10 protein-coding genes are annotated in these 15411 nt (G+C 71.6%); 1 reads left to right on the top strand and 9 read right to left on the bottom strand.

Features of this window, described 5'->3' with window-relative positions; genetic code table 11:
- Positions 1–175: 175 nt before the first annotated feature.
- The 3 genes from AB5J56_RS40150 to AB5J56_RS40140 form a co-directional block, all read right to left on the bottom strand.
- Positions 176–643, bottom strand: a complete 468-nt coding sequence (locus AB5J56_RS40150) for a peroxiredoxin (RefSeq protein ID WP_369240576.1) — start codon at positions 641–643, stop codon at positions 176–178.
- Positions 640–1020: a MauE/DoxX family redox-associated membrane protein gene (locus tag AB5J56_RS40145; RefSeq protein WP_369240574.1), complete on the bottom strand. Its 381-nt coding sequence runs from the start codon at positions 1018–1020 to the stop codon at positions 640–642. The genes AB5J56_RS40150 and AB5J56_RS40145 overlap by 4 nt, the downstream gene beginning before the upstream one ends.
- Before the next feature lie 111 nt (positions 1021–1131).
- Positions 1132–3234, bottom strand: a complete 2103-nt coding sequence (locus AB5J56_RS40140) for a DUF1996 domain-containing protein (protein WP_369240572.1) — start codon at positions 3232–3234, stop codon at positions 1132–1134.
- Positions 3235–3472: 238 nt separating this feature from the next.
- On the opposite strand from AB5J56_RS40140, the gene AB5J56_RS40135 reads away from it, so the two are divergent.
- Positions 3473–3964 (top strand): peptidylprolyl isomerase, encoded by a 492-nt coding sequence (locus AB5J56_RS40135; RefSeq protein WP_369240570.1) that lies wholly within the window; start codon positions 3473–3475, stop codon positions 3962–3964.
- A gap of 175 nt (positions 3965–4139) precedes the next feature.
- Here AB5J56_RS40135 and AB5J56_RS40130 read toward each other — a convergent pair whose 3' ends face one another.
- The 6 genes from AB5J56_RS40130 to AB5J56_RS40105 form a co-directional block, all read right to left on the bottom strand.
- Positions 4140–5780, bottom strand: a complete 1641-nt coding sequence (locus AB5J56_RS40130) for a thiamine pyrophosphate-binding protein (protein WP_369240568.1) — start codon at positions 5778–5780, stop codon at positions 4140–4142.
- 10 nt (positions 5781–5790) lie between these two features.
- Positions 5791–6576 (bottom strand): cyclase family protein, encoded by a 786-nt coding sequence (locus AB5J56_RS40125; protein ID WP_369240566.1) that lies wholly within the window; start codon positions 6574–6576, stop codon positions 5791–5793.
- Positions 6577–6759: 183 nt separating this feature from the next.
- Complete coding sequence (locus AB5J56_RS40120) at positions 6760–7650, bottom strand: fructosamine kinase family protein (RefSeq protein ID WP_369240564.1); 891 nt, start codon at positions 7648–7650, stop codon at positions 6760–6762.
- Entirely contained in the window at positions 7647–14534 is a 6888-nt protein-coding gene (locus AB5J56_RS40115; RefSeq protein ID WP_369240562.1) for an SDR family NAD(P)-dependent oxidoreductase, read from the bottom strand. The genes AB5J56_RS40120 and AB5J56_RS40115 overlap by 4 nt, the downstream gene beginning before the upstream one ends.
- Before the next feature lie 52 nt (positions 14535–14586).
- Complete coding sequence (locus AB5J56_RS40110) at positions 14587–15135, bottom strand: FABP family protein (RefSeq protein WP_369240560.1); 549 nt, start codon at positions 15133–15135, stop codon at positions 14587–14589.
- A gap of 51 nt (positions 15136–15186) precedes the next feature.
- Positions 15187–15411, bottom strand: coding sequence for a hypothetical protein (locus AB5J56_RS40105; RefSeq protein ID WP_369240558.1), 225 nt, complete (start codon positions 15409–15411; stop codon positions 15187–15189).

Here is a 15411-nt window from a genome sequence, read left to right as displayed (position 1 = left end):
TCGCGAAGTACGCGCCCCCACGGGCGCCCTCGTGACGTGACTGATGCCCTGTCTACACCCGCCCAAGGGCGCCCGGGCCGAATGACCACTGGCCGGACGATCATCTGCGGGTTCGCGGCCGCTCGCCACAGGCCGTTCCGTCTCCGTGGCGCCGGACATTCCTCCGTGCGGTGCGTCAGCCCCGGTGGGCGCGCAGCGCCGTGAGGGCCCGGTCGGCGTGTGCGCTCATCCGCAGTTCGCTGCGCACGACCTCCAGGACCGTGCGGTCCTCGGCGATGACGAACGTGACGCGTTTCGTGGGCGCCATCGAGAAGCCGCGCTTGACCCCGAAACGTTCACGGACTGTTCCGTCGGTGTCGGACAGCAGCGGAAATCCGAGGGTGTGGCGTCCGGCGAACTCCTGCTGGCGGTCGACCGTGTCGCCGCTGATCCCCACGGGCTTCGCACCGGCCGCGGCGAACTCCGCGGCCAGATCGCGGAAGTGACACGCCTCGGCCGTGCAGCCGGCCGTCATGGCGGCGGGGTAGAAGAACAGCACCACCGGGCCGTCGCCGAGCAGCTCGGACAGCTGCCGTGTCGTGCCGGTCTCGTCCGGCAGCGCGAAGTCCTCGACCTGGTCGCCCACATTCACTTTGTCCGTCATGACCGGCCCGCCCCGCCCTTGGCGACGCCGCGCGCCCACAGCACGAGCGGCACCTGCAACGGAAGCCTGCCTATGGCCGCGGCCCGCTGCGGCGCGGGGCGGTGCCGCCAGTCCACGGCCATCTGCACATTGGCGGGGAACACCCCGACGAAGAAGCCCGCCGCGGCGAGTGCGGCGACACGGCGCGTGCGCGGCAGCGCCACCCCCGCCGCCAGCGCCAGCTCGACGGCACCGCTCGCGTACGTCCACGTACGCGGCTTCCCCGGCAGGGCCCGCGGAATGGTCGCGTCGAACTGGCGGGGCGCCGCGAAATGACTGACGCCTGCTACGGCCAACAGGCCGGCGAGCAATAGCGGTGAACGTTGGGACCCGGACACGGTGCCTCCTCTGGTGGCCTGCCGCGCGATATTACTGGACGGTAGCGACAGTGGGGGGCCGGTGCACCGTGCCGGATCGCCGTACGCGAACGCCGTACCGGAACGTATGGGTCATACCCCTCTGCGCCTGATGCGGAGCAGCAGCACGGCACCCGCGATCAGGAGCGTCCCTCCCGCCGCGGCCGGCCACAGATTCGTTCCGGTGTCGGCGAGGTCGCCGGTGACCTCCTGTGCCTGCGGTTGGGTCTGTCCGGCGGCGGACGGGGCGTTGCCGTCAGGGGCCGCCGCGGCACTCTCGCTCTGTGAGGCCGAGGCGACGGGCTTGGGCGAGGACGTCTTGTAGACCTGGGGCTGTTCGCTCCGGCCGGTGGGGGTGCCGACGTCCGCCGGTTCGGTGCTCGGCGCCTGGGCGGACGGCGTGTCGGTGTCCGGCGAGTCAGTGCCCGGCGTGTCAGTGGACGGCGTGTCGGCACTCGGCACCTCGGTGGAGGGCTCGGGCGTGTCCTTGCCTCCGGTGCTGCCCTGGTCGTTGTCGCCCTGGTCGTCGCCCCCGGTGTTGCCCTTTCCGTCGCCTCCGCCGTTGCCCTGGTCGTCGCTTCCGCTGCCCTCGGACGGAGCGGCGGAAGTCGGCGCAGGCGTCTCCTGCGGCTCCTCACTGGCGCCGGACCCCGACCCGTCCCCGGACCCGTCCTTCGAGTCGCACTGTCGGCCGCTGTTGATGCAGTCCACCATCGACTGCATCAGGCCCTCGTCGAAGACGTTGATGAAGTCGCCGTGGTCCGTGACCGGCTTGTGCAGCTGCTCCGGGAAGGAGTCGACCGCGAAGAGCGGTGACGTACGGCCGCCGTCCTCAAGGCTCGGCGCGTCGACGTCGTAGACGATGCGCTGCACGAGCTGCGGAATGGCCCGGAAGCCGCCGGCACAGTTGCCCTCGGCGTCGGCGAACGCCACGTGCGTACGGTGGTTGGCGCTGTCGGTGTTCTGGCCGTCCCAGCAGCTCTGGAACTTGAAGGTGCGGACCACGTCGCTGCCGTCGGGGCAGACCGGGTACTTGTCCTTCAGCTGCCGGTCCTCGAACCCGGTGCAGCTCCAGGAGGCGTTCGCGTTGGCGGTTCCGTTGACAAACGCCTTGGCGTCGCCCGTGATGATCCGCAGCAGCCGGGGCATGGCGGTGACCTTGCTCCGCGGGTTGCCCACGAACGTCAGCGTGACCTGCTTGGGCGTGACGATCTTACCGGCGTTGCCTTCGGTGCCGCCGCCGGGAGCGCCCGCGTCCCGCTCCTGGGTGCCGTTCTGCAGGCGCAGGACGGGCCAGTAGTACGTCGACTTGTCGCCTTCGTTCTCGCAGGAGGTTTCGGCGTTCGCGAGGTCGTCGTCGCTGGCGAAGGCGTTGTTCCCCTGGTTGCCGACATAGTCGTGGAAGTGGTGGGCGCCGTTGGTGACTCCAGGGGCCACGATCACGTTGTCGGAGTTGAACAGCCCATTGGCGTTCACTCCGCAGCGGGTGGTGAAGGTGCCGCGGGAGGCGTCGTCCGCCGGGCGCGGGTTCTGCACGTTGGGCTGGACCGCGGTGATGTCCGCGAAGTCGGCGGCCACGGGGCCGTTGCCGGTCTGGGCCCCGTTGCCGGTCTGGGCCCCGTTGCCGCCCTGACCGCCGCCGCCCTGGTTCTGACCAGCGCCGTTCCCGTCCTGGCCGTCACCGCCCTGGTTCTGGCCGTCGCCAGTCCCGTTTCCGGAATCGCGCAGCTCACAGGCGGCGAGCGGCTCAAGCCCCGCCGGGCGGTCCCCCACGCGGTCGATGGCGATGGCGATCCGTTCGATCGTCGCGGCCCGCTTCTCCTTCAGCGGGTTCATGATCGCGCTGTCGGCGAAGCCGCTGTCCTGCTGTATGGCCTGCGCGGAGCTCTGCAGGCGCTGGTAGGCCTCGGCGATCTGGCCGTCCAGCACGGCGAGTTCCTTGTCGACGTCGGCCCTCGCCGCCTCCGGCACGTCCGTCAGCTCGTCGCCGACGTCCGGGCAGTAGACGGTGGCCGCGCCGGAGGCAAGGACACGGCTTCCGTTCGAGTTCTGGGCCGAATCGCCGCCCGAGCCGCTCTCGGAAGCCGACGCGTAGACGTTCACCGCCACCAGCCCACCCCCGCCCAGCATCATCGCGATGGCCAGGGAAGTCGCACGTCGTGCGCCTGTCGGGCGTCTGCGTGTGTTGCGTCTCACGGAAGTACTCCTGCGCCTCGTGGTCGGCTCGGGCATGGAAATCCCTCGCCCTATACGCAGTTGACCCCGGGCGTGTTCAAGCGCCTCGTGAATTCACAGCAACCTCATGGCGAGGAGGAGCCTCCCGGGCGTGCCCCGACAGGGGTGGCCGGCCGGGATGTCGCAGGTCGTCGAATCGGTGATCGACAAACTGTCTCCTATGCTCGATGCGAACCTTCGACCCACAAGGAGCAGAGCAATGAGTGAGAACGTCTTCTTCGACGTGACCGCGAACGGCGAGCCGCTCGGCCGCATCGAGTTCAAGCTGTACGACGACGTCGTCCCGAAGACAGCCCGCAACTTCCGTGAGCTCGCCACCGGCGAGCACGGTTTCGGCTTCAAGGGCTCGCCGTTCCACCGGGTCATCCCTGACTTCATGCTGCAGGGCGGGGACTTCACCCGGCAGAACGGCACGGGCGGCAAGAGCATCTACGGTGAGAAGTTCGCCGATGAGAACTTCCAGCTCAAGCACACCAAGCCGGGTCTGCTGAGCATGGCCAACGCGGGCCCGAACAGCAACGGCTCGCAGTTCTTCGTCACCACGATCGTCACGGACTGGCTGGACGGCAAGCACGTGGTCTTCGGCGAGGTCGTCGCTGGCATGGACGTCGTCAAGGCGATCGAAGGGCTTGGCAGCCGCTCCGGCGCCACCTCCAAGAAGGTCGTCATCGAGGACTGCGGCACCGTGTGATCCTCCGGCGGCGGGGCGAGAGTCCCGCCGCCGGGTGGTTCGCCCGCATCCCGGGCGGTCGGGGCTACACCGACCCAGGCCAGCACCGGCTCGTGGTGCCGTAGGGCCGTCGAAGCCCGGCGGCCGGCCACTTGCCGGGGCTGCCGACCTCCCTGTTGCCCTTCGGGCTGACGGTTCAGTGGCCCCGGAACGCCTCCTCCAGCCACCAGGCCCCGCGGTCGCCGGCCACCTTGGCGTCGATGAGCAGGGGCGCGGTTCGTGGCCCTGCCAGCCAGTCCGACACGGCCTTCAGGTCGGTGACCGTGCGCGCGGTCACCGCTTCGAAGCCGTAGCCGCGCGCCACCGCGGCGATGTCCGTCGGCGGGAACTCGACCGTGTCGAGCACGTGTCCGTCGGGCCCGAAGTGGTGCACCTCCGCTCCGTAGGCGTCGTCGTTGTAGACGACGACCACCATCGGCAGCCCCAGCCGGCGCACCGTGTCGAGTTCGGCCGCGCCCATCAGCGCGCCGCCGTCGCCGAGCGCGGCCACGGGGAGCCGGTCCGGTCGCGCGAGCGCCGCGCCGATCGTGGTCGCCAGCCCCAGCCCGATCGACTGGAACGCCTGGGTGAAACAGAAGCCGTGCTGGTCGGGCACCGACAGGTAGGTGCTCGGGTAGCCCATGAAGTTGCCGGAGTCCACGCCGATCACCCGCTCGGCGGGAAGGATGTCGTCGAGCGCGATGCTCAGCGTCCGCGGGTCGATCCGCTCGCGGCTGCCGCCATCCTCGTACGGCACGTCCCGCATGCGCACGCGTTCAGCGAGGCCGGCGGCGAGGGCCGCCTTCCGAAAGCCCTCCCGCTGCCCGCCGCCCGTCTCCAGCACACGCCGCGCGGTGAGTCGCACATCGCCGGTGACACCGAGCTGCACCGCCCGGTGCACGCCGAGTGCCGACGCTTCGTCGTCGACCTGTACGACGGTCGTCTGCGGACCGATCAGTCGTCCGTGCCGCGTCGTCCACATGTTCAGCGCGCAGCCCCAGCCCACGATCACGTCCGCCGACCGGATCAGCTCGGCCGCCTGCGGGGACGAGAAGCCGCCGGACACATCGAGCGACCACGGGTCGCCGTGGAACAGCCCGCGCGCGACGGCCGATGTCGCGAGCAGTGCGCCGTAGCGCTCGGCGAGCGCGACGAGGGCCTCGCGGCAACCGGGTCCGCGTGCTCCCCGGCCGGCCACGAAGACCGGTTGCCGGGACCGGTCGAGCACCTGCGCCAACGCCGCCACGTCGGCTGCCGTCGGCTTGACCGCCGCCCGCGGGGGCGGCGGCACGACCAGGGCCGGCGCGTCGTCCGGTACGTCCAGGGCCTGCACCTCAAGGGGAAGGTTCAGCACCACGGTGCGGCGCTCGTGGAGGGCTTGTCGCACTGCGGCGCAGGCCTGCTCGACGGCGTTCTCCGCCGAGGTCACGCGCGCCGTGACCGCGCCCACCGCGTGGGCCAGGGCCGCCTGGTCGACGTAGAAGTTGGATGTCGGCCTGGTCACTTCGGCAGCGAGCACGAGGAGCGGTGTACGGCTCTTGGCCGCCTCCGCGATGCCGGTGACCGCGTTCGTCAGACCAGGTCCCTGATGCACGCTCAGCGCGGCCACCGTGCCGCTCATCCGGGCGTACGCGTCGGCCATCGTCGCCGCGCCGCCCTCATGGCGTGCGGCGACGAACCGGGCGCCGGCCGCGACCATGGCGTTGGTCAGATGGAAGTTGCCCGAACCGACCACACCGAACACGTGGTCGACCCCGGCGGCGGTGACGGCCCGCCCGACGGCTTCGGCGACCTTCATGAGGTGCTCCTCATGACCGCTCCACCAGGGCGAGCACCCGTGCGGGAGCCCCCGACCCCGTGACGATGGGCAGCGGTCCCGCGATGATCACGGCCCCGGTGGCCGGCAGCGCGGCCAGGTTCTGCAACTGGGTCAGACCGTACTTGCCGCCGCCCATGAGGTGGGAGTGGCACGGGAAGGCCGGGTCGAACGAGTGCGCACGTCCGGCGTCGGTGCCCACCGTCTCGACGCCGAGGCCGATCACCGGTGACTCCTGCACCACCCAGCGGGCGCACTCCGGGGACAGGCCAGGGGTGTGCGGGCCGTTCTCGTCCGCGTTGAGGAACGCCTCCTGCGTGTTCGAGCGGGCGTCCCAGCCGGTGCGCAGCAGCAGCCAACCGCCTTCGGGCAGCGGCCCGTTCGCCCCCTCCCACGCCTTCACGTGGTCCACCTCGACGAGGAAATCGGGGTCCTGTTCCGCCTCGGCGGAGAAGTCCAGCACGGCCGCCGGTGCGATCAGCCGACGCGCCGGCACCGACGCGACGTCGTCGAGGTCCTTCCCGGTGACCCAGTGGTTCGGGGCGTCGAAGTGGGTGCCGGTGTGCTCGCCACTGCGGAAGTTGTTCCAGTACCAGGCCGGGCCCCGGTCGTCGTATCTGCTGATCTCCTCCAGTTCGAACACCGCGGTCTGGCCGAACTCGGAGGGCAACTGGATCACCGGCGTCGACGACGACAGCGGTGACGTGAGGTCGACGACCTCGATCGCCCCACTCCGCAGCGCGGACACCAGAGCGGCGAGGACGGACGGCTCGGACACGAGGGCCTCCTGAAACGGCGGTGAAGCGTCGGCGATCCGCGGGATTGAAGACTGGAGACGGGCGGATGCCCGGACCCAGGAAGATCCTGACGCGGGCCGGTGTCCCTGTGAAGCCCCGTCCACGCATGTCGTGAAGACCCGTCCACGCACGTCCTGCCCCGACGCCCGGATTCCTGCCGCCGGTCACCCCGCCAAGACCGACCGTGCCACCACGAGCGTCTGCTCGGCGTAGCCGCGGCCGAACAGCACCGTGTGCACCAGCAGCGGGAAGAGCTGGTGCAGTCCGATGCGGTCCGCCCAGCCGTCGGCGAGCGGCGCCGCGTCCTGATAGCCGTCCAACACCCGCTCCAGGTAAGGGCAGCCGAACAGGTGGAGCATCGCCAGGTCGGTCTCCCGGTGGCCGCCGTGCGCGGCCGGGTCGATCAACCAGACGTGCCCGTCGGCGCCCCACAGCACGTTGCCGTTCCACAGGTCGCCGTGCAGCCGAGCGGGCGGCTCGGCAGGGCCCGCCAGCTCCGGCAGCCGCTCGCAGACACTCTCGACCACGGCCGCCTCGGCGTGGCGCACCGTGCCGTCGTCCACCGCGCTGCGCAGATAGGGCAGCACGCGGTGCTCGGCGTACCAGCTCGGCCAGTCCGCCGTGCCGGGGGCGTTGCGCATCGGAGCGCGCCCGATGTACGCGTCTTCGAGGCCGCCGGGTGGCGGGGCTCCGAACGCGGGTGCGCCGGCGGCATGCAGGGCGGCCAGGTCGCGTCCGAACTCCGCCGCTGCCCGTGCGCTCGGCCGACCCGGCGGGACCCGGTCGGTCACCAACCAGCGCCGGTCATGGCCGTGCACCCCCGGGACACGGACCGTGCCGGTGTCGGCCAGCCAGCGCAGCCCTGACGCCTCGGCCCGCACCTCACCGGGGTCGTCACCGCGCTTGGCCATCACCAACTGGCCGCCGTCGAGGGTGACTTCGGCGAGTGTTCCGGACAGCGGGCGCTCACCTGTCACGGGGCGCCCGGTGAGTCGGGCTGCCGCAGCACCCGTGCTCTCGCCCTCGCCGGCCGTCTCCGTCTCGGTGTCGCTCATGGCCGGTACCTCGTCGCGTCCCTCGGCTCCCCAGGTGGGGTGGTCGCTCGGGCCTCGCGGCCTACCTCGCCTTCCCCGCCTTCCCCGCCTTCCCTGCCTTCCCCGCCTTCCCCGCCTTCCCGGCCGAACAGCTCGCCGTGCAGGTGGTCGGCGAGCCCGCCGACCGTCGGTTTCTCGAAGAGCAGCCTCGCCGGCAGATCGAGCCCGGTGAGCTCGTTGAGTCGGTTGCGGATCTGGATCACCGCAAGCGAGTCGAAGCCGAGGTCGGTGAACGGCTTGTCGTCGGGCAGCGCCGCCGGGTCGGGTTGACCGAGCACGGCGGCGATTTCGGCCCGCAGCAGTTCGCGCAGCTCCGGTTCCGGCATCTGCGCGGGCCAGCTCCGCCGGGCCGGTGGCAGATGGTTGCCTACGAGGCTGCCGACGATCGGCGGCAGAGCTGTCGCGGTCGGGTCGAACAGGACCGGCACCAGCACCGGTTCCGCGGAGCCGATCGCGGCGTCGAACAGTGCCAGCCCCTGCTCCGCGCTGAGACCGGCGATGCCGGACGCGCGGATGCGCCGCCGGGCGAGGTCGGAGATCTGGTCACCGAGACCGCTGCCCGGTTCCCACAATCCCCACGCCAGCGACACCGCCGGCAGACCGAGCGCACGGCGATGACAGGCCAGCGCGTCCAGGAAGCGGTTGGCCGCACCGTAGTTGGCCTGTCCGGCCTTGCCGAAGACGCCTGCGACGGAGGAGTAGAGCACGAACGCCGACAACGGAAGGCGCGCGGTGGCCTCGTGCAGCACCCAGGCCGCATCCGCTTTCGCCTTCAGCACGGTGTCCATGCGGGCCGGTGTCTGAGTGGCGAGCACGCCGTCGTCGAGCACGGCCGCCGTGTGCACGACCGCCGTCAGGGGTGGGTCGCATGCCCCGATCAGCCGCTCGACCGCGCCGCGGTCGGCCACGTCGGCGGCGACGATCCGCACATCGGCGCCCAGTTCGGACAGTTCCGTCCGCAGATGCTCCGCGTCCGGGGCCGCCGGGCCGCGCCGACTGACCAGGACGAGATGCCGTACGCCGTGCTCGTGGACCAGATGCCGGGCGAGCAGTGCGCCGAGCGCGCCCGTGCCACCCGTGATCAGCACGGTTCCGGACGGGTCGATCGGCCGGGTGTCGCTCGGTGCCGCACGCCGGATCCGCAGCGCGTGCGGTACGCCGTCGCGGATGGCCAGTTGCGGTTCGTGGTTGCCGCCTACGAGGTCCAGCACGCGGTCCACCGGAAGGTCGGAGTCCAGGTCGACCAGAGTGATCCGCTCCGGATGCTCGGCGGCGGCAGCGCTCACCAGGCCGCCCACGGCGGCTGCCGCGAGGTCCGGGTCGGGGGTCGTGGCGTTCCTGGTGACGACGACGAGTCGGCCGCGGTGCCCTTGCCCATGACCGTCGCGCCCATGCCCGTCGTGCTCCTGCCCCTGCCCCTGCCCCTGCCAGGCGTGCAGCGCGTCCAGCGCGCGTGTTGTCAAGGACCGGACTGCGACGCTCCGGTCGTCGGCACTCCGGACAGCGCCGCTCCGGCCGTCGACGATTTCGACGACCGTCGTCTCACCGGTGGCCGGTACGGCCGGTACCGGGATCCACTGCGGGCGGAAGAGCATGGTGTCCTGCGGCGCCATCGGCCTGGTGAACATCGACGCCACGGTCGCGACCGGCTCGCCGGCGTCGTCGAAGAGGTACACCCCGATGGTGTCGGAACCGGTGCGCACACATCGGATCCGTGCGCTTCTCGTGCCCGGTGCGTACAGCTCGACGCCGTTCCACACGAAGGGCACTCGGGCCCCGCCGGACGGCCCCTCGGCCAGCGCCGCCACGTGGACCGCCGCGTCGAGCAGCACGGGGTGCAGCCCGAACCTGCCCGCGACGCCGTCGGGAAGGGAGACCTCGGCGAACACTTCGTCGCCTCGGCTCCACAGGGCGGTCACCGCGCGGAACGCCGGCCCGTACGCGAAGGTGTCGTATCGGCCCGCCACGTCCAGCTGGGTCGCATCGGCAGGAGGCCATTCCGCGCGGTACGGCTCAGGTGCCGGACCGCGCTGCGACAGCCGGCCCGAGGCGTGTCGCGTCCACCGGTCGGCAGCACGCTGCTTGGCGTAGATGTCGATGCGCTGCCCGTCGACGACCACCTGGAGTTGGACGGTGTCGGCCGCCGCCAGCCGCAGCGGTGCCTCGATCGTCAGCTCGTCGACACCGGCCCCCGCACCGGCGTGCAGTGCGATGTCGACGAACGCGGTCGCGGGGACCAGGGCCGAGTCGCCGACGACATGGTCGGCCAGCCAGCCGTGGGCTCGCACGGCGATCGAGCCACCGTGCACGATCCGCGGCGAATCGGGGGCGACGAGTGCCGGTTCGAGCAGCGCGTGGTCGCGACCGCCGCCACCGGGCTGCGGTGGATCGAGCCAGTAGCGGCTGCGCTGGAAGGGATAGGTGGGCAGCGGGAACAGCCGGGCGTCGCTGCCCGCGAACACGGATCGCCAGTCGACGTAGACCCCTGCCGTGTGCACCGCGCCGAGCCCCGCGAGCAGCGTCTCGCCCTCGTCACTACCGGCGCGCGTCGCCGGCACCGCGGGAACCGTCGCGGGAAGCACGGCCGCTGCGGCACGGCTGAGCACGGCGTCCGGGCCGACTTCGAGGCAGCTGGTCACACCGGATTCGGCGAGAGTGGAGATCGCGTCGGAGAAGCGGACGGTGTGCCGCGCGTGCCTCACCCAGTACTCGGCCGAGCACATCTCGTCGGAGAACCTGCCCGTCAGGCCGGAGATCAATGGGATCTCGGGTCGGTGGTAGGTCAGACTCCGTGCGACTTCGCGGAACGCGTCGAGCATGGGTTCCATCAGCGGCGAGTGGAACGCGTGGCTGACGCGCAGGGACGTGCTGCGACCGAACCGTCGGGCCACGGCGGTCGTAGCGGCCTCCTCGCCGGACACCACCACGGCGTGCGGGCCGTTGACCGCTGCGATCGAGACCCGGCCGGCGACCTCGGCCACCAGCGGCGCGACCTCGGCCTCGGTGGCGTCCACCGCGATCATGACGCCGCCGGCGGGCAGCTCCGCCATCAAGCGCCCGCGGGCGGTGACGAGCGTCGCCGCGTCGTCCAGCGACAGAACACCGGCCACATGCGCGGCGGCGATCTCCCCGACCGAATGACCGACGAGCACATCCGGCCGCACACCCCAGGATTCCAGCAGCCGGTACAGCGCGACTTCGAACGCGAACAGGGTGGCCTGCGCCTGGTCGGTGCGGTCCAACGGTTCGCCACCGAAGGCCAACTCCCGCACCGAACCGCCGAGCGCCCGGCACGCCTGGTCGAAGGCCTCGGTGAACACAGGGAAGGCCCGCGCCAACTCCCGGCCCATTCCCGCCCGTTGGGCACCCTGGCCACTGAACAGGAACGCGAGGCACGCGGCGGCGGGCACCGTCGCCCCCGCACGTTCACCGGCCGCCAGCGCACGCAGGGCGGCCCGGTCACCGGCCGCGATCACGGCGCGGTGAGCGAGTGCCGTACGGCCCACCGCCAGGGTGTAGCCGACATCGATGTCGTCCGGCGCCTGAAGGAGCCCGGCGGCGACGGAACGCAGGGCGGGGCCGTCGGCGCCGCTGAGCAGCCATGGCGGGGTGGGGAACTCTCGTTGCGCCACTGGGTCGTTGACCCGGGCCTGGGCGGCAGCCGCGCCGGCGTCACGGCCCGTCCCCGTGGCTGTGCCGGTGACTGTGCCCGTGGCGGTGTCCGTACACGCGTCCTCGGGCGGAGCCTCCTCGATGATCACGTGTGCGTTGGTGCCGCCGATCCCGAACGAGGAGACAGCCGCGCGGCGCGTCCGGTCGGACGTCGGCCACGGCCGGCCCGCAGCGAGGAGCGACACCCTGCCTGCCGACCAGTCGATCCGCGGACTCGGCCGGTCGGCGTACAGCGAGGGGGGCAACTGCTCGTGCCGCAGCGCCTCGACCATTTTGATCACGCCTGCCACGCCCGCCGCCGCCTGAGTGTGCCCGAGGTTGGACTTCACCGAGCCGAGCCACAGCGGCCGGTCCTGGTCCCGGTCCTGGCCGTACGTCGCGAGCAGCGCTTCCGCCTCGATCGGGTCGCCCAGCGGTGTGGCCGTCCCATGTCCGTCGACCGCGTCGACGTCCGCCGTGGACAGCCCGGCGTCCGCGAGCGCCGACCGGATCACCTCGCGCTGCGCGCGTGCGCTGGGCGCGGTGAGGCCGTTGGACGCGCCGTCCGCGTTCATCGCCGAACCCCGTAGCACCGCCAGCACCGGGTGGCCGTTGCGACGGGCATCGCTGAGCCGCTCCAGCAGGACGATCCCGACGCCCTCCGACCACGCCGTACCGTCGGCGTCCGCCGCGTAGGACCGGCAGCGACCGTCCGGCGACAGGCCGCGCTGCCTGCTGAACGCCAGGAACGTCCTCGGCGTCGACATCACCGTCGCACCACCGGCCACCGCGAGGGAGCATTCGCCCGTGCGCAACGCCTTCGCCGCCCAGTGCAGGGCGACCAGCGACGACGAGCAGGCCGTGTCGACGGTGACGGCGGGGCCGGTCAGCCCGAACGTGTAGGAGATCCGTCCGGACGCGACGGCGTGCGAGGACCCGATGCCCAGCCGCCCCTCCAGCTCATGCGACTCGAACCGGCTTGCGTAGTCCTCGTTCATGACACCGATGAACACGCCCGCCGCGCCGCCGCCACCAGTACCGCTTCCGCTGGCGCGCAGTGTCGTGGTGTCGATGCCCGCGCGTTCGAAGAGTTCCCAGGATGTCTCCAGCAGCAACCGCTGCTGCGGGTCGGTGGCGAGTGCCTCGCTCGGCGAGATGCGGAACATCCCGGCATCGAAGTCGGCCGCGCCGTACAGGAAGCCGCCACGCCGGGTGGTGGAGCCGCCGATCCGGTCCGGGTCGGTGTCGTACAGGGTGTCCAGGTCCCAGCCCCGGTCGGCGGGGAAGTCCCCGGTCGCGTCGACACCGTCGGAGACCAGCCGCCAGAGATCCTCCGGCGACTCCACACCGCCCGGATACCGGCACGCCATCGCCACGATGGCGATCGGCTCGTGCGTACCGGGGCGCGCGGCCCCCGCGTCCGGGAGGGACTGGGATGCCTGCCCGGAGCCGGACACCGGTTCCCGCCTGCTCATCATTCGAGCGAGCGCGTCGATCAGTTCACCCGGGGTCGGAAAGTCGTAGACGAGGGATTGCGGCAGAGCGAGGCCGGTACGGGCGGCGATGCGACGTCGCAGTTGCACGCCGCCCAAGGACGAGAGGCCCAGGTCCGTGAAGGCGCGATCGTGCCACCGGTCGCTGCCGCTCTCACCCGCGCCGAAGCCGGGACCACCACCGTCGCCACCGCCACCGCCGTCGCCGTCGCACAGCGCTGCGACCTCCTCGCGGACGAGTTCCTCCAGCCCCGTCCGGCTCAACTCACCTCGTTCCGCCGCCTGTTCCGCCATCGCCCTGCGCAGGGGCTTGCCCGAGGCCGTACGCGGAATCGTCTCGACCCGGCGGAATTCCACCGGCACCTTGTACAGGCTGAGCCGCCGCAGGCACAGCCGACGCAGCTCCTCGGGATCGAAGCCGTCCGCGTCCGGCACGACGAACGCCACCGGTACTTCGCCCGCCAGGTCGTCGGGCGAGCCGACCACGAGGACGTCACGCACCGAGGGCGATTCCGCGATCACGGCTTCCACCTCCAGCGGGTGGACGTTCTGACCACCGCAGATGATCACGTCGTCGAGCCGGCCGGCGACGGTGAGCCGACCGCCCTCGAACCGCCCCGCGTCACCGGTCCGGTACCAGCCGTCGTCGACCGAGGAGGCGGGTTGCCCGTGGTAGCCGAGCATGAGTCCCGGGGTGCGGACCAGGATCTCCCCGTCCACGACGCGGACATCGACCCCGTGCACGGGTGTCAGCCCCGTGTCGCCCATCCCGTCCATCCCGCCTGTCTCGCCCGGCAGTTGGACGGCGATCTTGCCGCTGGTCTCGGTGGCGCCGTAGCAGTCCAGCAGTGGCGTGCCGAACAGGTCCATGACCGCGGCGCGCGTCGCCGCGGTGCAGGGCGCACCGGCCGTGATGCACAGCCGCGGCGGAACGCCCATGTCCCCGTCTTCGTAGGCCAGTTGGGCATAGGTGGCGGGCACTCCGGCCAGCACACAGCCAGGATGTTCGGCGAGTACCGCTGCCAGGTCCCCGTCGACGATCCTCGTATGCGCGCCGGTCGCCACCGTGCCGACGAGCGCGAACGAGAGCGCGAAGCAGTGGTGCATCGGCAACGGCCAGAGAATGGTGTCCTGTTCGGACAGCCCGAACATCGGGGCGTAGCAGGCGGCCGCCGACCAGAGCATCGCGCGCTGGGTGGTCAGCACTCCCTTCTGCCGACCGGTCGTGCCGGAGGTGTAGAGCAGCCAGGCCGGCTCGTCGATACCGAGGTCGTCACGGGGCGGGCCCGACGCCGCGGTGGGACCGTCCTCGGCGATCAGCACACGCAGATCCGGCTGTCGCTCGCGCAGCCGCTCCGCCATCGCCGCGTGCCGAGCCTCGGTGATGAGCAGCGTCGCACCGGAATCGTCGGCGTAGTGGGCGAGCTCGGCCTCGGTCGCCCGCACGCTCAACGGCACACCGACAGCGGCCGAGCGCAGTACCGCCAGGGCGTAGGTGACGAACTCGACACGACTGCCCACATGGAGGAGTACCCGGTCGCCCCGGGCCACCCCGAGCCCGGACGCGATCCGCCCGCTGCTCAGCAGCAGATCCCCGTACGTCACCGTGCGGCGGGAGTCGGTGAACGCCGGGCGCTCCGCAGGGTGTTGGGAGAGCAGCGCCACGAGGGGCCGTAACAACTCTTCTCGAACAAGGTCCACTACTCAACCGTACGGTGCCCCACGACCGTTGATCATCCCGTTCGCCGGACGATCAGCCTCGCTCCACGCGACGGAGCTGCGCCGACAAGTGGTGTTGCAGCGGCTGCCCCACCGCGGCGAGGTCGTGGGCGAAGCTGAGCGTGTCCTGGTCGGTCAGGGTGTAGCGGCGGCGGGTGGCGGTGACCTCCTTGGCCGTGGGAGTGCGGGCCACCTCATGGGTGGCGAGGTCGGCCGTGCCGGCGACGGCACGGCCGACCAGGATCTCCGCGATTCCGGTGGGCTGGGTGATCAGAGCCTCCACACGCCCGTCGGGCTGCAACCGCCACCAGCCGCTCTCGCGAGCCGACGGCCGCAGCGGGGTGCCGTCCGCATCGAGCAGCCAGGCACGCGACTCGAAGTGGAGAAACGGCCGCCCGTCGTGACGGAAGCTGATCTCCTGCTCGTACACGAACTCCTCGGCGAGCGTCGGGTACTCGCCACGGCCCCGACCGGCCCAGGTGCCCAGAATCCCGATCAGCGGCGCCAGAAGTGGGTGCGGCGCGGGCGCTTCGTCCGGTGAGAGGGCATCGGGGTACGGGTGCTTCCGGGCGGGGTCGAACATGATGCGCGCTCCTGGGTAGAAATCGGTGCCGAGTGGCAGCCTAGGGCCCCGTCACTCTTCCACCACCGGCAACGCGACCGTGGCCGAGCGCAGTAACGACGGCGACTGGGCATCGCCCCGCAGGAAGCGCCACCCGTCGTTGAAGAACCGCTCACGTGCGGGTCCGGTCCTCGACGCGGTCGCGGTCTCTGGTACGGCTGCGGTGGACCCGTCGACCTCGAACGCGACCGTGCCCGCCGTCACCGCGCCGAGCACGATGGCCTGACGTCGCGTCAC

Source organism: Streptomyces sp. R21, from assembly GCF_041051975.1.
GTDB lineage: Bacteria > Actinomycetota > Actinomycetes > Streptomycetales > Streptomycetaceae > Streptomyces.
The sequence above is the reverse complement of the archived record's forward strand: the minus strand, read 5'-3'. Positions and strand labels throughout refer to the sequence as shown.